Raw genomic sequence first — 16052 nt, 5'->3', positions numbered from 1 at the left:
CTACTACCTTCAAACGAATAATCGAAGGTAAACACAAGCAAACGAAATAAGGAGATGGCATACTCGAACCCGGGAGGGGCCGCAGGCTCCTTGAGGCGTTCAAAGAGGGCCATCATGCGTTTTCTTGCAGAACTCTTATTGTGTTTGTTCGTATCCGAACTGCATGCCCAAGTCAGGGTTTGGGAAGGACATCTATCGATCCCCACCTCCGATGAGGGATCGCCTGATGCGAATCCCCCTTTCGACATCTACGCGAAAGACCGATTCAACTACCCGTACACCGTTCGGGAAAACGTGCATGGAACCGAGAGCGTTCAGGCGTGGCGCGCCGTGTTTCTCGAAAACGAGTATTTGAAATGCATCGTGCTTCCGGACCTTGGCGGTCATGTCTATACATGTATCGACAAGATCAACGGCCAGCCGATGTTCTATGCGAATCCAACCTTGAAAAAGGCCCTGATCGGATATCGCGGCGCATGGGCGGCGTTCGGCATCGAATTCAATTTCCCGGTTTCTCACAACTGGGTTTCTCTTTCCCCCGTGGACTATGCGTACACGAGCGCGCCAGACGGAAGCGCTTCGATCACCGTGGGCAATCGCGATCGCGTCTACGGCATGGAATGGACCGTGCAGCTCACGCTGCGTCCCGGAAGCACAGTTCTTGAAGAACGCGTCACGCTCGCAAACCCAAGCAACGTAAGGCACAGGTTCTATTGGTGGAACAACGCTGGCGTTCGCGTCTGGGACGACTCAAAAATCTGGTATCCCATGCAATTCACGGCCAGCCATGGTTTCACGAATATCGACACGTGGCCGGTGAACTCGAAAGGCATGGATCTCAGCGTTATCGCGAACCACAAAGATGGTCCCGTATCGCGATTCATTTATGGCAGCCGCGAACCTTTCATGGGTATCTACAACCCGCACACCAACGCTGGCGTTGTGCACTACGCCGAGTACGAGGACCTGCCTGCGAAGAAGATCTGGAGCTGGGGAACCGATGCGGATGGCCTCGCATGGCGCAAGGTCCTCTCCGACAACGACAGTGCTTATGCAGAGGTACAGGCTGGATTGTTTCGAAATCAGGAGACCTACGGTTTTCTACAGCCCCAACAAGTCATTCGATTCTCCGAGTTTTGGATGCCCGTCAGAGATATCGGCGGTATTTCGCGGGCAAATCTGAATGGCATCGTGTGGATCGCCAGAAAGCCCGGCGCGGATGGAAAGACAGCGTTAACGGCCGCCTTCAATGCAAATTCGGACATACCGAATGCGCACATAAGGATTCTCAACGGAAATAATCCCGTCTACGAAGAAAAAGCGTCCCTCAGCCCAGCGAAGGCATGGTCGCACCAAATCAACGACATTCCCTCCAGTGGGAAATATACGTTCGTTGTTGAGGACAGCAACCACCGGGTCCTCTTGAAACATACCGAAGGCGAATACGACTGGACGCCACGCGATCAAGTCCATGTAGGGCCCCAGTCGACGACCGCCCCTTCCACGAATCCACACGACACGAGCGATGTGCTCGAGCGCGGTCGCAATGATGAATTGCAGGGTAATTTGATCGCGGCCTGGAACGACTACAACGAAGGGTTCGCCGCAACGCCCGCGAGCTTCGACCTCCTGAAAGCACAAGGCAGGCTCGACGTGAATCTCTTTCGATTCGACGAAGCCTCTAAGCTGCTGAAAAGCGTTGAGGACCGCGCAACCTGGGATGCCGAGACGCGGTATTACCGTGGCATTGCGGAAGAACAACTCGGCCATTCACGCGAAGCGCGTATCGAGTTTGAGGCGGCTTATCGAGATCCATCCTATCGAACGGCGGGAGGCCTGCTGCTCGCGGAGCTTCTGGCCAGCGAACACGATGTCAACGAAGCGCTGACAGTTCTTGCAAAAGCCTGCCCCGACGTAGCGGTTTCTTTTAGTACGCAGCGATGCGTCGAAGACAACGTCGCACTTGAGCGGGCCAGCGGCAATTCAGATCATGCGCGGAAACTCGCATTGGCATCGCTTGCCACATATCCCACAAACGCATTTCTGAAGAACGAGCTTTCGATCCTTGGCTCACCGACGCAAGGTTTCGACGAGTATTTGTCGGCCGACCCCAACCGAATTCTTGGTCTCGTGGTTCAGTACAACCGCCTGGGCCTCTACAGCGATTCACTCGCTCTGCTCTCGCGCAGTTACCCTCAGGCCCCTGCTCTGGAAAGCGAACCCGGGACGGCGCCACCAGGGAAAAACCCGTTATTGGCTTATTACAGGGGTTTCTGCCGCGAGCAACTCGGAAAATCGGGAAAGCAGGACGATGAAGCCGCTTCCCACATGTCGCTGCGCTTTATCTTCCCCGGCCAGGCCGAAACCATTCCCGTTTTGCAGGCAGCGCTTGCCGCCAATGCTTCGGATGCCTCGGCCCATTTTCTTCTCGGGACGCTCTGGTTCTCGAAAGGCATCGTAGATCCAGCGATAGAAGAATGGCGTCGCGCCGCATCGCTCCGGTCGGACATCCCGACGCTCGATGCGAATTTAGGTCGGGCGCTGCTCGACATTAAGCACGACCCCGAAGAGGCCGCTCAAGTCTTCACGCACGGCTTTTCGGTCGACGCTTCCAATCCAGCGCTTTACGTAGGCATGGGCCGGGCGATGAAGCAGCTTGGAAAATCTCCAGCGGAAAGAGTTGCCATGTTCGAACGCTTTCCCGCACATGCGGATATGCCCGCAGAGCTTGTCCGTGCTTTTGTCGATGCCTATGAAGAGAACGGTCAGCCAAACAAAGCGGATGCATTGCTGGCGGAGCATTTCCTTCCCCGCAAAGAAGGCGCCGCTCCTTTGCAACCGTCGACCGCCACCAAAGTCGACAAACACTAATTGGTAAATATGAATGACGAGAAAGCGCCCGGCTGGATGCGTCGGGCGAGCGCGGATGCTGCGTAACCGTCGGCTACGGCGTTACTCGCTTCCATCCTGTCAGGGGAATATCGCCATTCGGACGTGCAGCGACTTGGTAGCTCAGCACGCCACCGCTCATCTGGTAATGGCGTACCTGTGTGGTTCCTTCCCAATTGGGATAAGTCGCCCCTTCTATATGGAACGTCAGCGTGTGCGTCGCAGGGTCAATCATCACCGTCCCAAAGTGGGAGCTTGTTCCCATGAGGGCGGCACGAAATTCTTCGGGCGTGCCTTTGCTTCGGTCATTGGCGGCGAACTTGGGACGCGCACTGTTGAAGATAAACATGGCGTAATGCCCGGCATGGTCGACCTGGAGCACACCCTTGGGGGAGTCACCATAGTCATGTCCGCGTGTGCCATCGGGATGTTGAACGTCGGCAAAGGCGAGTGTCCAAGTGCCTTCGAGGGTGGTGATGGGGGCTTGCATGGAGACGGTCTCCGAAGCAGTGGCGGCATGCGTCAGTAAAAACATCGAGGCGGCGAGCCAAAGCGTTGTCGGTAACTTCATGGGTCTTGGTCCTTGTGGGTCTGTGACGTGGGATAGTCGTTACGGCTGACCTTGTCGGCAGCAGCGTTCTTCGCCGCACTCTTGGCTTTTTCTGGTTGGCGCAGTGGCCAAAGCACCGGTGCCTTGCGCCATGGCAGGGCATCTCGCCTTTGGATGATGTGTCCGCGAAGCGCGAGCAGGTTAGTCAGGGGCGACCACATAAACAGGCCATTGCATTCGATGTGGGGAGCGAGGTGGCGGCATCGCCGCACCATCGGCGCGGGATGTAAGACAGCGTAGTGATGTACTATCTATTAGAAAAGCGTATAAATAAGTATTTCAGCCATTACAAAATGCAATGGTTAGCCTATGAAGTCTCTGGACCTGGATGCTGTAAGGGCGTTCGTGTTGACGGCCGAACTGCAAAGCTTTACGCGGGCGGCCGATGCGCTGGGCAGTACGCAATCGGCCATCAGCCTGAAGTTGCGGCGACTCGAGGAACAGCTAGGGCGTCGCCTCCTGGAGCGAACTCCGCGCCAAGTAAGGCTTTCGGCTGAAGGGGCGGCCTTTGTCGAGGCGGCGCGTCAGTTGGTGCAAGCACATGAGCGCGCGCTGACTTCTTTCGAGGTGAAGCAGCGTCGACTGGTTATCGGCATCAGCCATCAACTCGTGGGCAGCGAGTTGCCGGGTCTGTTGCGATGGATGAATCAGAACGATCCCAACCTTGTCATTGAGCTTCGCGTGGCAGGCTCACGCGACGTCATGCAGAGCTATGACGATGGTGCGTTGGATGCCGCCTTGGTGCTCCAGTCGGAAGACCACCGGCGCAATGGCGAGGTGTTATTCGACGAGTCTTTTGCATGGATAGCCGCCACGCACTGGGAGCCTCGCGCAGGCCATCCACTTCCATTGTCCACACAAGGCGAGACGTGCAGCATCCGCGCAGCCGCCGTCAAGGCACTCGACAATGCGGGCATCGCATGGACAGAAGTCTTTATCGGAAAAGGCGCGGCGCTCGTGGGCGCCGCGGCTAGCATGGGATGGGCTGTTGCGGTGTTGGCGAGAAGGACGGCACCGGCGGGCACTATCGACATCGGAAAGGCCCTTTCATTACCCGCACTTCCAACGCAACAAGTCGTGTTGTATTCGGCGCTCAATGACCGCCGTTCACGCCAGGCACTGGGTACCTTGGCGACAGCTTTTAAGAATTTATCGACTGCCTGATGCGGTAGTGCGCGGCGTAAATCCAGAACGGGTAGTCGCGACACCGCTGACGGCGTTGCGGTGCAAGTTTCGAAAAAGAGAGCCCACCCTACCCCCGATAACCCCATCTATCGATAGCAGAGGATGCCGGCGATCGCATGGGTGATCGTTAAAATCTTCTCGCTAACTCTCCACTCACTGCTGGACTGGAATGAGAGATTCCACGGCATTCATGGCTCGAATGACGGCGGGTCTTTGCGACATCGTGTCGTACCAACGAGCCAAGTTTGGCATTTCAGCGAGGTCGACGTTAGCAAACGCCCGCCGCCATAGCCAGCCAAAATGGGCGATATCTGCAATGGTGTAGGTGTTGCCAGCGACAAACTCGTGCCGAGCGAGAAGACTGTCTAAAAGCCGAGCAGTGCGCATCGCCTCGCCATGGAAACGTTGAACGGCATGCGGAGCTGGCTCGGGAGCGAGTTTCTGAAAGTAGCCCGATTGCCCGAATGCTGGACTCAACCCTGATGCGTGAAAGAACAGCTGTTCGAATACGCGCGCGCGTTCAGGGCTACTGGTCGGTAGCAGCTTTCCGTAACGTTCTGCGAGGTGGACAAGGATCGCGGCTGACTCCGTAAGAACGAACTCGCCCTCCGTCGCCGAGTCATCAACAAGCACGGGTATCTTTCCGTTCGGATTTAGTGCCAGAAACCTCGACATCTTCTGCTCACCGGCACGAACGTTCACGGCGTGCAAGTGATAGGGAGCACTGATCTCCTCTAGTGCTATCACTGCTTTGATGGAGTTGGGTGTCGCGAATGCGTATAGATTCAACATGGTCTTCCTGGCTATATCAGTGCCGGATGCCCGGCATTGAAGATTTTCGCCATTGGACGCCGATAAAAGCAGCCCAAACTCGGCGATAAGACCCATTCCACAGAGGAATACCCCGGGCTCCTGGGTCACCCTTGATTGGGCTGGAAGCGGTGGTCGCTCCGCTTCGGGTTACCACTTGGCGGCACGCACGTACGGAGCAAACGACCATTGAATGAAAACGGCATCTCCAAAGAGATGCCGTGCCACATCACAAGTCTTGCGGGCGATTGCCCTCGACCATGTGGAAGACATTGCCCACGGGTTCTTCCCAGATCAGGTTCCGCTCCATCGCACGTGCAGGCATGTCTTGAATCACGTATTGGATCGCGACCTCGGTGCCGGTGTTGATGTGCTCGTGGAAGGCCATCGGTGGGCAGGCGAACGTATCGCCACGCTTCCAATCGAAGCGCTTGCCATTCAGGACCGAATAGCCCTCTCCCTGCAAGATGTGGTACAGCGCGTAGGAGTTGTGACGATGCGCGACGATGTGCTCGCCGGGGTTGAGCCCTTGAATGCCCAGAAAGATTGACGGGAACACGCCACCCGCTTCGCCGGTATCGCCGTGGACCAACGAAATGAACCGTCGATCCGCATTGCGCAACGGATCTTTCAACACCGCATCAAACCGCTCCGCCACGTCCTGCCAGCGCCAGATGGCGGGACGCAGGTCCTTCTTGACGAGGAACGGATAGTACTCGTCGTCCGTCATCATCTGAGCCCATTCGGTCCGGTCGACAACTTCCGTCACCGGCGACGTTTCGTGTTTCACTGCGTTGCCCTCACTCATGTTGCTCTCCTTACCTTAGGTAAAGTGAAAGGGGTTGGCCTAGTGCGTGCCGATGTCGCCGCGCAGGTGCCAGTTCAGGAAATTCAATGTGCGCTGCCAGGCGGCGCTCGACGCCGCCGGCCGAAAAATTGCGGGCCGAAACCACTCGTCGAACGCGTGCGGCGCGCCGTTGTAAATGAAAAGCTCGTACGGCTTCTGGGCTGTACGCAGCTTGCTAGTAAATCCGTCAATTTCCTCGCGGCTGACCAGCCGATCCCAGTCGCCGTAGTGGCACAACAACGGCGTTTTAAGAGATTCGGCAACATCAACCGGCGCCAAGGGCTTGCGCTCGGTGCGCGATGCATAGTTGAGCTGACCGTAGTAGTCGACTGCGCAACCGACTGCGTGTTGTGCACTCGCCAGCGCGGCGTAGGTTCCGCCGATACAGAAACCAAACAGACCCACTTTCGAAAGCGGAAAGCCCTGGGTACGCGCCCACTCCAGGATTTCACCAAGGTCGGCGAGCACACGTCGATCGTCCAGCGCGGCCACAGCCACACCAATCCGCTCCGGCGTGGAAATATCCGGAGCCGCGCCTTCCCGTCCGAAGTAATCGAGCACCGCGACGGTGTAACCATTCGCACAGAGGGCTCTCGCCCGAGCGACGAGGTAGTCGTTAACGCCCGCAATTGCCCCCATCATCACAACGAACGCAGGCGCAATCTGCGTGGCCTGGACAGGCCGCAGAAGGAGGCATGACGCGCCATTTGGAAACGAAACCCGCTCAATATCGCTGCTGTTCATGGGGATACTTATCCTCGTCTCGGTGGTCTAAAGTGTCCCTGGAGCGACCTCGTGGCACAATGCATATAACTTAGTTCTCACTATTCAAGAAATGAATGAGCGTCCAACATCCCTGGACTTAAACCTGCTCGTCGTATTCCGTGCGATATGGGATCACCGGAATGTCTCCCGGGCCGCAGAAGCTCTCGGTGTGTCACAGCCGACCGTCAGTCACGCTTTACGCACGCTGCGAGAACACTTCAATGACCGGCTATTCGTTCGATGTGCCGGTGGAGTGATGCCGACGCCACTGGCCCAATCACTGTCCAATCGGATCGCGCAGGCACTGGTCGCGCTTGAGCAGGGACTTGAGATGCGCGACCAGTTTGATTCGCGCACGAGCCGCAAGCAGTTCACGATCGTCATGACGGACATCGCCACCGCGATCATCCTGCCCCGGATCATCGACATCTGCCGTGAAGAAGCCCCCTTCATCAGCTTCCAGGCGATTGAGCTGCCAATCGAATCGGTGCTGTCGACGCTGCGTGACGGCACGGCCGACCTCGCCGTCGAGTTCAACCCAGCGCTTCACACGAGCCTGCTTCACAAGCCGCTATTTAAGAGCGAATACGTGTGCATCGTCAGCTCGAAACATCCGCGCATTGGACGCCGGCTTTCGCGCAGTGACTTCATGCGGGAACGACACGCAGTGGCCCAGGCACAGGGAACCGGCCACCACGTGGTCGAATCGACGCTACAGCGCCTCGGTCTGGTCCATCAGATCGGGGCCAGGGTGCCGCATTTCCTCGCACTGCCGTTCATCATTAGTTCGAGCGACATGATCGCGACCATCCCACGACCGCTGGCTGAGGTGATGCTCGGTGTCGCACCGGTGAAGATTTTTCCAACACCCATTCGCCTGCCGAAGTTGACCATTGATCTCTTATGGCATGAGCGACTACACGATGACATGGCTGCACGCTGGCTGCGCGAGCTCCTGCCTCGCGCGATGCAGCCCATCTTCGCTTCCGGCTTCAGCGGGTTCGGTCACGCTTCAGAGTGATCCCAGGTCACAACACGAAGACCGCGTCGCGAGACGGATCTTCGCGAAACACGTAGCGCTCCATAGCGTACGCGCAAGGGAAATCTGATCTGGCGGCTCTCTATTCGGAATCAGGTTGCCGGTCAGGATGTGCGGCGTGGAAGGCCTCGATCAACTGGCAGCGCTCATCGATCGCTTGAAGCCGCGGAAAACGGGCCACGTCGACGCCGAAGCGCCGCGCGTTGTAGAGCTGTGGCACCAGGCAACAGTCGGCCATTGTTGGTGTATCGCGATAACAGAAGCTGCCCTCCCCCGCCGCGAGTTCCCTTTCAAGCGCGGTAAGCCCGGTCTCAAGCCAGTGACGAATCCAGGACAGCTTCTTCTCATCGGACAACCCCATCGGACCGATCAGAAATTTCAGGACACGCAGGTTGTTGAGCGGATGAATCTCACATGCAATGTACTGCGAGAGCGCCCTAACTCGCGCGCGCCCCTCGATGGAGTCCGGTAGCAGCGGACGGTCACGATAGCGTTCGTCCAGGTACTCAATGATCGCAAGCGACTGCGACAGCGCGAGCCCATCGTCTTGCAACACCGGCACGGTTTGCTGTGGGTTAACCTCGAGGAAGCTGTCCGAATACTGTTCGCCACCATTGCGGCTCAGATGAATGGCGGCATAGTCGTAGGGCAGGTTCTTGAGATTGCACGCAATGCGCACGCGATACGCCGACGAACTGCGGAAGTAGCTATAAAGTTTCATGTCGATCCGCCATCTTGAATACCCGTGGACCTGCGCTTGGCTATCCAGGCCGTTCGCCCGGGCAGCGGAAAGAAAGTGGCTTGCGCCTGAATTCCTCGATCATCGTTGCCTTCAGCCAGGAGCGCTTCCTCGTTTCTTGTCCCGTTGCGTCTCCCTTGTTCGCTTACCAGGTGCGCCTACTGCCCGACTCGCACGACAATCTCGCCCAGACGATCGATGGTGCCGCGCATGACGTCGCCCTCGTTGACGGCGTTCACGCCTTCCGGCGTACCGGTCATGATGATGTCGCCTGCCTCGAGCGTGTCGTATTGCGAAAGATACGCAATGGCTTCAGCCACAGACCAGATGAGCTTGGAGATGTCCGACGACTGGCGCAGCTTTCCGTTGACGGTCAGTGCAATGGCCGCCGAAGAGAAAGAACCTAGATCTACTGCGCGGTGAATCGACCCAATGGGCGCCGATTTGGGGAACGACTTCCCAAATTCCCAGGGACGTCCCTTATCGCGCGCTTCGAGCTGGAGGTCGCGGCGAGTCATGTCCAGGCCAACCGCATAGCCGTACACATGGTCAAGCGCCCGCTCGACCGAAATATCGGCGCCACCTTTGCCAATGGCGACAACCAGTTCGATTTCGTGGTGAAAGTTCGTCGTTTGAGGCGGAAAGGGAATGCGGGTCTCGACATGTCCAGCCTGGACAACGGCATTTGCCGGCTTCATAAAGAAAAATGGTGCTTCTCGCTCAGGATCTTTTCCCATCTCGCGAGCGTGCGCAGCGTAGTTACGCCCAACACAGAAGACTCGGTTTACCGGAAATTTTTCGGGTTGGCCAGCAATGGCCAATGCGTAGATGGGGGCGGGACTCACTGCAAATTTCATTTCATTCTCCGTGATCGTCAAGGCCTTTTCTCCCGCCACAACCTAGCCGTCTTAGGCAGAAGCCGAGAGAAAAACGAATGTGAAAGGTGCCGACGAAGTGTGTTTTCAGACAGCAACCATCTCAAGCCCGATTACTTAGTCGGTACTATTCTAAAAATGAATAATCAGTTTGGATGGCGAAGGGCGGTCCCGGGCTTTACACCGTCATTACCCAGACCACATAAATGCCAGGTGGCTTCGTCAGGAGAAACCCATTGGGCCGTTCACGCTCGGACCTGAACCCTACGTTCTCATCGTGCGAAATGAGACGTGGTGAGTGTGATGGAGAGTCCGAACGAAAGTTGGAAGTCACCCCTTACCCCGATAACTCAATCCAATCGCGACAAGGAGGGTCTATCGGAGCTGCCGACAGATACACGAAACGCAGCGCGCTGCTAATCCCGGCGTTGATCTGCTTGAGCGGGTCGAACTGGGCGTTCGCGATGATTCGGCGGCGTTCGGCATGTACCTAAACGCCGCCGAAAGGGGATGCATGGCACTTAATTGCTTGGCGGCGGATCCAAGGTCAGCTGTTGCCCGCTTACCGATTTGCTAATCGAGAAAATATTTTTGGTCGAGCCGGTGTGCCCGGCATTGTCCGTCACGCTTGCATTGACGGTGACGTTTTGTTTGCCGGGCGGAAGCATGAGCGAGCCACCGACAACCCAATCGGCCGTCGTGCGAATAGCGCCGCTCGCATCGACTTCGTTGCCTGCAACATCGAATAATCCCGCAAGGTTGGCGCCAGCCGGAACGATGTTGCCATTCGGCTGACGCAAAGGCACATCAAACGTGACGGTCAGGCCAGGAAAGTTCCGGTTCGGGCCACCCGGATGACCTGCGCTCGGTATAACGCTGGGATCAAAGATCAGCCCGGCAGGAATCGCCGCGTTCAACGGCGCGCCGGCCGATGTCAAACCGTTCGCACTGACTGCAATACCGTGGCGATTGCGATCCAGGCTCGATACTTGAATGAAGAACAGCGAGCCGTTGGTCGCATTCAAACTCGAATCGGTTGGACCGATAGCGATCGACGTCGGCACTCGCGGCGCGATCATGGAAACTTCCGGCCCCTGCCCGTCGTCGATAACGCTGGCCGGGCCCGCAAAGGTCTGCGGTGCAGGCGTCAACGCCTGCCCCGAAGACTTCGTTCTGTCCACGTTGAGGTGCACCTGATCGAAAGCCACCCTATGTGCCGAATCGACAAAGGCCACGGTCATCGTCACTTCCTGGGTGCCGGCCGGAAGCGACTCAAGTACATGCCATCCAAACCAGGTCGTGCGTCCGGGACCCGGAGTGTCATCCGATCCGCTTACATTGAATGCCGATGCGAAATTGCTGAAGGCCGGCATTACCGTGCCGTCGGGCATGATCAGCGGCTGGTCAAAAAACACGTACAGACCCGGCGCATCGGGATTGGGCTTATCAGCCAGCAAGTCATTGACGTGACGTATGCCGAATACGGGCGGCGCTTCAGTCGCTTCGCGCACAACAAGTGGAACGTTGTCGCGGGTGACGACTTCAACGTTAACAGCCATATTGGTTCCGTTGAAGCTACCCACCTTGTGGGTCGATGTTCCACCGGCGATAGAGGAATCGGCCAATGGCGACACAATCCGGACGATCGGCGGAAGGTCGTTCGCGGATTGCACCTGACTGTCGTCGAGAAGGCGAACAAGCGTAGCGCGGCCGACGCCATCAACGGGGAGGTCGCCGGCGAAAGCGGATGAACATGCCAGTGTAATTAGCGACAGGCCGAGCAGCGCTCGGCAAGTGTTCTTGCAAGACATAGACAACGTTACCTTAAGGAATAGGATGAGAACTGCCTTACTTACAGCAGAAGCCAAGGGTGACAGCGAGCTTGTCTGTCCCTGATAAGACGCATGACCGCATCGGATTATTCCCGCCGCATGGAAATCAATTGCAGCGCGTCACAACCATCGGAAATCATGCAGTGCGCTGATAAGGCACGTTCGCCCTGTCCTGCACGTCGTCATGACACTCGCGCCACTCCCGGCGTGTTGACCAGACAGTCCGTGAGAAGGGACGCCTGAACTGGGCGTCCCTCGCGAGCTTTTAGATAAAACCTCGAAAACGCGTCGACAAAAAAGGGTTAACGAGGCAAACCAAAAAATGATGCCGCAGACTCAAAGTCTGATCCCTTTGTGTGCGTTCATCCTGCGATGAGAATTTGATCGCCTTGAGATACGTTCGTCCGCTTACGTCGAAAGTTAACTACCGAGCCGGATAGCAGCTTCCAGCTCTTCTATCCGTGGATCACTGGCCTTTGCGACCACGGCGTAGCCATAGCCTTTCTTGTACCAGTACTTGGCGAGCAGGCCACCATCGTTGCGCGTGCCACGAGTGCCTTCCGGAAAGTGGTTGTTTGGCCGAATGTAGAGACTCACCCGCTCACCGTCATGGTCCTGATAGAAAATCAAGGCAGCAGGTCCGTCCGTGGTGGAAAGCAATCGTCCGCCCAGCAAATCAAAGCCATCCGAACGCAGATCGGGAAATGAAACAGGCGTACCCAATCGATTCGATAGCCATTTCTGGAGGTGGTCGACGTTCTGGGCATCCATTTCGACAGGACGATTGCGGTCGATGGCAAACACGCGATAGGCCTCGACCGCGTCGGCCATAGGTACCGGCGCCAAATTCATGCTACGAAGTTGCCAGCCACTCAACCCTCCTGCACCTATCGCCAGGAAAAAGGCCGCAGCCGCTGCCCTGCGCACGCGCGAACGGGCGCGCAAGCGGTGTCGTACCGACGCCGGATCAAGACGTGGCTGGGGTGGCCGAGTCACGGTCCCTGCAAGCTCGGTGCGCAGAAAATCGGCATCGCGCCGCCAGCGAGCGACCTGTCCCGCCACATCGGGATTACTCGCAAGATACGCCTCGATTTCGGCGCGGCGCGAGGCATCCAGCGCCCCGTCCACATACGCGTGCAGTTCATTTTCAGTCGGCGGAACAGGTAGGTTATTCATCGGGCTATCCGCAATGCAGGCTGGGAGACACCACCGTCGGTTAACGAGCGAAAGGCTTTGCGTGCGCGCGAAAGCCGTGACATGACGGTACCTATAGGCACATCAAGCGTGGCCGCAATGTCCTGGTAGCTCATGCCATCGACCGACACGAGCAAAAGCACGGCACGTTGATCGGGCGGCAATTCTTCGAGAGCGGAGAGTGACGTGCGCGCCTGCCATGTGTCTTCTGGCGAAGGCGCCAGTTCGGGCTCCTCATGCAGGCAATCGAGCCAGCGGTTCAGACGCGCGGAATGTCGCTTGCCGTCGATAAATTGCCGATAAAGGATCGAGCAAAGCCAACCATAGAGGTTGCCGCCAACCATACGCGAGTGCCATTTCACTAACGCCTTTTCCATGCAGGACTGCACCAGGTCGTCCGCGGCATGGGCGTCCCGGGTCAATCCGAGCGCGAAGCGCCGCAATTGGGGCAGCAGTGTTCGCAGCTCATCGTCATCGATGTCATGCATGTGCAAGGTCCTGCTGGCTACCAGCATATCGTGTAAGACGCTCGCTACGCCGATTTATTCCATCGATTTGTTAAATCCCCTTCCCGTGAGGAATAAAGGCAGGAACTTGAGCGTCTTTAGGGCACACGACATGAGCTTAGCCCGGAACAGAAGGAACGCGGGCGATGCCTGAAGCGAGGAATGCGCCGTCGCAAGCGCGAGAAGGTGCCAAGGCCGGGTTATCAAGCGCCTGACCATCGTTGCCCGCTCGTGAGCGTTGCGGACCGACACCAATCGCAAGAAAACAACATATGAGAGAGGCCAAAGGCAAGACAATGTTAAAACGTTCGATTAACACTCAGGCGTGGTTACTCGCGGGCATCGTAGCCATCGCCATCAATACAGTGATGCTGAACCTTGCCGCGCTATGGAGATTGGATACCGGCAACGGCGTCTTGCTGCGGCTCATCCGACCATGGACAGCCCCCCTGCTCGACCGTACCGGATTGGCACATGCGTGGATGACTACTGGCCTTCCAGGAACCCAATCCCATGCATTCATGACGGGATTTCATATCTTCATCGGCATGTTGATGGCCTGGGCATATGCCTATGGCGAACGTCTTGTCCAATGGAAACCTTGGGTCAAGGGCCTCGTTTATGCCCTTCTCGTGTATGCGGCGAACGCCTTGGTTGTATTTCCACTCTTGGGCGAAGGTATTGCGGGAAGCCGCATTTTGTCGGGTATTGGCCAAACCTATTTCGCCTTCGCGCATACCTGCTTTTTTCTGGTCCTGGCTTTGTGTTATGACCGTTTGGCCCACCGCGGAAGGCGCCTCACGTAGAGAAACTCTGTTATTGCTCCGCGGTTGAAGACAGCCCACGCCGGCTGAGCGTAGAAGATATCCGAGCAGCTTACTTTGGTGCCTTCACATGCAAATACGCGAGGTCCCATCATGACAAAACTCGATTCGCGCGTGACGATTCATATGGCGGCAAGCCTTGACGGATTCATCGCGCGCAAGGACGGACGTGTTGATTGGCTCGAAACTTCGGACGAATTTGCGGGCGGTGACACTATGGACCCGGAATTCGTGAAAACGTTTCTGAGCACCATCGATTGTTACGTCATGGGTGCGCGTACTTATGAAACCGCGTTGGATTTTGAAGCCAAAGGCTTCGGGTGGGCCTATGGCGACAAACCCACTTTTGTCCTCACCACGCGCGACCTGCCACGAACCCGACATGCCATCGAGTTCTACTCGGGCGATCTTGCGCGACTCGTGAATGAGCGTTTGCGCCCCAGATTCCGTTCCATCTGGTTTGCCGGAGGTGGTTCGGTTTCCGGTGAATGTCTCCGCCTCGGGCTGGCCGACGAAGTGCGTTATTCAATCCTGCCTATCTTGATTGGAGACGGCATCGCATTCTTTGAGAGGCTCGACAGAGATATTCCGTTGCATTTGACTGAGGTCAAAGCCTACAAAAGCGGCATGGTGGCGCTGTGCTACAAAGTGCAAGCACGTCAAGGCGAGTGACTTGGTGTCGCCTAACTATTAACACTGGCGGCACGCACTGCCATGTCCATTATGGGTTGCCGATACAGCGCTGACCGAACCAGGCGGACTGGTTTGGTGAAGATCGCTAGCAAGCCTCAAGAATTCATGCCCGGGATTGCCGCCGTAGCGAAAGGCGCGACGACCGACCAGCCAAGGCGCGCATACAATTTGCCTGCTATCTGGTTTGGAACGCAGGGCTGCTCCCTTGCCTGAGGGAACACGACAGGCGTGCAGAGCAGCCCTTTCCTACCTTGCCTCTTAGACGCGCTCTGCCGTTTCGCCCATGGTGAGCAACAGCTCATCGAGTCGTTCGAGGGTGGAGGCCAGGCCATCCTTCAGTCCCATGTCGATGGCTTTCTGCACATCATCCGCCGAGTTATACAGCACGACAGTCGTGACCAGGGTTCGCTCCTTCGCATCGGTGAAAGCGACGTCCCAGCGCGCCCTGGGCATATCGGGATTCACGATCCCTGCCTCGTCACAAAAACCATCCAGGGCCGCGTAGCTGTCGATCGGGTTTATCGCTTGATAGTCAAGGCGATTCCAGAAAGCCTGCCCATCGGGTGTGATCATGGCGTAGTGCCAATACCCGCCTTGCTTGAACTCCATGTGCTTTGTCTTCGTGGTAAGGGGCTTGGGAGCAAACCATCGATCGAGCAATTCGCGTTTCGTATGGCAATCCCACACAAGTTGGCGCCCCGCCGCAAACTCCCTTTTTACGATGATGCTGTTTTTTTCTTTGTCGACGATGAAATCGAATCGAAGTTCAGCTGTCACGTTTTTCTCCATTGAGTGATTCCAAGAGGCTATCGAGATTCTGGTATCTACTTGCCCACATCGAGCGCTGTTCTGCGAACCAGCGCTCGGCGGCTGCCAAGTTCTTTTGTTCGAGCGTGCACGTCCGGATACGGCCGCGCTTCCTGGAACGGATCAGTCCGGTCCTTTCCAATATCCCCACGTGCTTCATGAAGGACGGCAGCGCCATGGCGAACGGTTCCGCCAGTTCGCCCACCGTTGCGGACCCTCTGCCGAGCCGTTGAATAACAGCCCGGCGCGTCGGGTCGGCAAGCGCATAGAAGATCGAATCCAACGCTGCTGCATTGTTAGCCATATGGCTAACTATAGACCTGACAATCTGTATTCGCAAGGGTTCAAATGTGGGCTTCCCGTAGACATCAAATAATGTTCTTCAAGGGTCGAAGGCTCGGCCTGCCCTACCCCTGATGACACGGGTTTATCATGCT

Annotated in this window: 16 protein-coding genes; 5 read left to right on the top strand and 11 right to left on the bottom strand. The window is 57.0% G+C overall.

Annotation, left to right across the window (positions count from 1 at the left end; translation table 11 throughout):
• The first annotated feature begins 114 nt into the window (after positions 1-114).
• Positions 115-2871, top strand: coding sequence for a DUF5107 domain-containing protein (locus tag DWU99_RS02160; protein ID WP_158543209.1), 2757 nt, complete (start codon positions 115-117; stop codon positions 2869-2871).
• A gap of 73 nt (positions 2872-2944) precedes the next feature.
• On the opposite strand, the gene DWU99_RS02155 is transcribed toward DWU99_RS02160, so the two are convergent.
• Positions 2945-3460 carry a lipocalin-like domain-containing protein gene (locus DWU99_RS02155; protein WP_233510823.1) on the bottom strand — a complete coding sequence of 172 codons (516 nt, stop codon included), beginning with the start codon at positions 3458-3460 and terminating at the stop codon, positions 2945-2947.
• A gap of 348 nt (positions 3461-3808) precedes the next feature.
• Here DWU99_RS02155 and DWU99_RS02150 point away from each other — a divergent pair, with 348 nt between their 5' ends.
• Positions 3809-4663 carry a LysR family transcriptional regulator gene (locus DWU99_RS02150; protein ID WP_115476345.1) on the top strand — a complete coding sequence of 285 codons (855 nt, stop codon included), beginning with the start codon at positions 3809-3811 and terminating at the stop codon, positions 4661-4663.
• Positions 4664-4837: 174 nt separating this feature from the next.
• Here DWU99_RS02150 and DWU99_RS02145 read toward each other — a convergent pair whose 3' ends face one another.
• The 3 genes from DWU99_RS02145 to DWU99_RS02135 form a co-directional block, all read right to left on the bottom strand.
• Complete coding sequence (locus tag DWU99_RS02145; RefSeq protein ID WP_233510821.1) at positions 4838-5572, bottom strand: glutathione S-transferase family protein; 735 nt, start codon at positions 5570-5572, stop codon at positions 4838-4840.
• Positions 5573-5723: 151 nt separating this feature from the next.
• The gene (locus DWU99_RS02140; protein WP_115476344.1) at positions 5724-6302 is read right to left on the bottom strand and encodes a cupin domain-containing protein; all 579 of its coding nucleotides are present in this window, start codon (positions 6300-6302) and stop codon (positions 5724-5726) included.
• A gap of 39 nt (positions 6303-6341) precedes the next feature.
• Positions 6342-7085, bottom strand: a complete 744-nt coding sequence (locus tag DWU99_RS02135; protein WP_115476343.1) for a dienelactone hydrolase family protein — start codon at positions 7083-7085, stop codon at positions 6342-6344.
• Between the two features lie 91 nt (positions 7086-7176).
• Here DWU99_RS02135 and DWU99_RS02130 point away from each other — a divergent pair, with 91 nt between their 5' ends.
• Positions 7177-8127 carry a LysR family transcriptional regulator gene (locus DWU99_RS02130; protein ID WP_115476342.1) on the top strand — a complete coding sequence of 317 codons (951 nt, stop codon included), beginning with the start codon at positions 7177-7179 and terminating at the stop codon, positions 8125-8127.
• A 100-nt stretch (positions 8128-8227) separates the two neighbouring features.
• On the opposite strand, the gene maiA is transcribed toward DWU99_RS02130, so the two are convergent.
• The 5 genes from maiA to DWU99_RS02105 all read right to left on the bottom strand — a co-directional run bounded on the left by maiA (position 8228) and on the right by DWU99_RS02105 (position 13273).
• Positions 8228-8866: a maleylacetoacetate isomerase gene (gene maiA / locus DWU99_RS02125; RefSeq protein WP_115476341.1), complete on the bottom strand. Its 639-nt coding sequence runs from the start codon at positions 8864-8866 to the stop codon at positions 8228-8230.
• A gap of 176 nt (positions 8867-9042) precedes the next feature.
• Positions 9043-9741 carry a fumarylacetoacetate hydrolase family protein gene (locus DWU99_RS02120; RefSeq protein ID WP_115476340.1) on the bottom strand — a complete coding sequence of 233 codons (699 nt, stop codon included), beginning with the start codon at positions 9739-9741 and terminating at the stop codon, positions 9043-9045.
• A gap of 539 nt (positions 9742-10280) precedes the next feature.
• A complete protein-coding gene (locus tag DWU99_RS02115; RefSeq protein WP_115476339.1) occupies positions 10281-11570 on the bottom strand; it encodes a hypothetical protein in 1290 nt (429 codons plus the stop codon).
• A 441-nt stretch (positions 11571-12011) separates the two neighbouring features.
• On the bottom strand, positions 12012-12767 hold the full coding sequence (locus DWU99_RS02110) for an anti-sigma factor family protein (RefSeq protein WP_115476338.1): 756 nt from the start codon (positions 12765-12767) through the stop codon (positions 12012-12014).
• Positions 12764-13273, bottom strand: a complete 510-nt coding sequence (locus DWU99_RS02105; RefSeq protein ID WP_115477143.1) for a sigma-70 family RNA polymerase sigma factor — start codon at positions 13271-13273, stop codon at positions 12764-12766. Before DWU99_RS02105 ends, DWU99_RS02110 begins: the two co-directional genes overlap by 4 nt.
• Positions 13274-13563: 290 nt before the next feature.
• Here DWU99_RS02105 and DWU99_RS02095 point away from each other — a divergent pair, with 290 nt between their 5' ends.
• Both DWU99_RS02095 and DWU99_RS02090 read left to right on the top strand, forming a co-directional pair.
• On the top strand, positions 13564-14097 hold the full coding sequence (locus DWU99_RS02095; RefSeq protein WP_115476336.1) for a hypothetical protein: 534 nt from the start codon (positions 13564-13566) through the stop codon (positions 14095-14097).
• Between the two features lie 111 nt (positions 14098-14208).
• Positions 14209-14787: a dihydrofolate reductase family protein gene (locus tag DWU99_RS02090; RefSeq protein ID WP_115476335.1), complete on the top strand. Its 579-nt coding sequence runs from the start codon at positions 14209-14211 to the stop codon at positions 14785-14787.
• 279 nt (positions 14788-15066) lie between these two features.
• On the opposite strand, the gene DWU99_RS02085 is transcribed toward DWU99_RS02090, so the two are convergent.
• Together DWU99_RS02085 and DWU99_RS02080 are read right to left on the bottom strand one after the other, a co-directional pair.
• On the bottom strand, positions 15067-15597 hold the full coding sequence (locus DWU99_RS02085) for an SRPBCC family protein (RefSeq protein ID WP_233510818.1): 531 nt from the start codon (positions 15595-15597) through the stop codon (positions 15067-15069).
• Positions 15575-15919, bottom strand: coding sequence for an ArsR/SmtB family transcription factor (locus DWU99_RS02080; protein WP_115476334.1), 345 nt, complete (start codon positions 15917-15919; stop codon positions 15575-15577). Before DWU99_RS02080 ends, DWU99_RS02085 begins: the two co-directional genes overlap by 23 nt.
• Between the last annotated feature and the right edge of the window lie 133 nt (positions 15920-16052).

The sequence above is a fragment of the Dyella psychrodurans genome, assembly GCF_003363265.1.
GTDB lineage: Bacteria > Pseudomonadota > Gammaproteobacteria > Xanthomonadales > Rhodanobacteraceae > Dyella_B > Dyella_B psychrodurans.
This window is presented reverse-complemented; position numbering and strand designations above follow the sequence as displayed.

Coding starts and splice junctions, on each gene's coding strand:
- DWU99_RS02080 (WP_115476334.1), bottom strand. CDS start 15,919: ATGGCTAACAATGCAGCAGCGTTGGATTCGATCTTCTATGCGCTTGCC.
- DWU99_RS02120 (WP_115476340.1), bottom strand. CDS start 9,741: ATGAAATTTGCAGTGAGTCCCGCCCCCATCTACGCATTGGCCATTGCT.
- DWU99_RS02140 (WP_115476344.1), bottom strand. CDS start 6,302: ATGAGTGAGGGCAACGCAGTGAAACACGAAACGTCGCCGGTGACGGAA.
- DWU99_RS02115 (WP_115476339.1), bottom strand. CDS start 11,570: ATGTCTTGCAAGAACACTTGCCGAGCGCTGCTCGGCCTGTCGCTAATT.
- DWU99_RS02150 (WP_115476345.1), top strand. CDS start 3,809: ATGAAGTCTCTGGACCTGGATGCTGTAAGGGCGTTCGTGTTGACGGCC.
- DWU99_RS02090 (WP_115476335.1), top strand. CDS start 14,209: ATGACAAAACTCGATTCGCGCGTGACGATTCATATGGCGGCAAGCCTT.
- DWU99_RS02110 (WP_115476338.1), bottom strand. CDS start 12,767: ATGAATAACCTACCTGTTCCGCCGACTGAAAATGAACTGCACGCGTAT.
- DWU99_RS02145 (WP_233510821.1), bottom strand. CDS start 5,572: ATGGGTCTTATCGCCGAGTTTGGGCTGCTTTTATCGGCGTCCAATGGC.
- DWU99_RS02155 (WP_233510823.1), bottom strand. CDS start 3,460: ATGAAGTTACCGACAACGCTTTGGCTCGCCGCCTCGATGTTTTTACTG.
- DWU99_RS02160 (WP_158543209.1), top strand. CDS start 115: ATGCGTTTTCTTGCAGAACTCTTATTGTGTTTGTTCGTATCCGAACTG.
- DWU99_RS02085 (WP_233510818.1), bottom strand. CDS start 15,597: ATGGAGAAAAACGTGACAGCTGAACTTCGATTCGATTTCATCGTCGAC.
- maiA (WP_115476341.1), bottom strand. CDS start 8,866: ATGAAACTTTATAGCTACTTCCGCAGTTCGTCGGCGTATCGCGTGCGC.
- DWU99_RS02105 (WP_115477143.1), bottom strand. CDS start 13,273: ATGCATGACATCGATGACGATGAGCTGCGAACACTGCTGCCCCAATTG.
- DWU99_RS02130 (WP_115476342.1), top strand. CDS start 7,177: ATGAATGAGCGTCCAACATCCCTGGACTTAAACCTGCTCGTCGTATTC.
- DWU99_RS02135 (WP_115476343.1), bottom strand. CDS start 7,085: ATGAACAGCAGCGATATTGAGCGGGTTTCGTTTCCAAATGGCGCGTCA.
- DWU99_RS02095 (WP_115476336.1), top strand. CDS start 13,564: ATGAGAGAGGCCAAAGGCAAGACAATGTTAAAACGTTCGATTAACACT.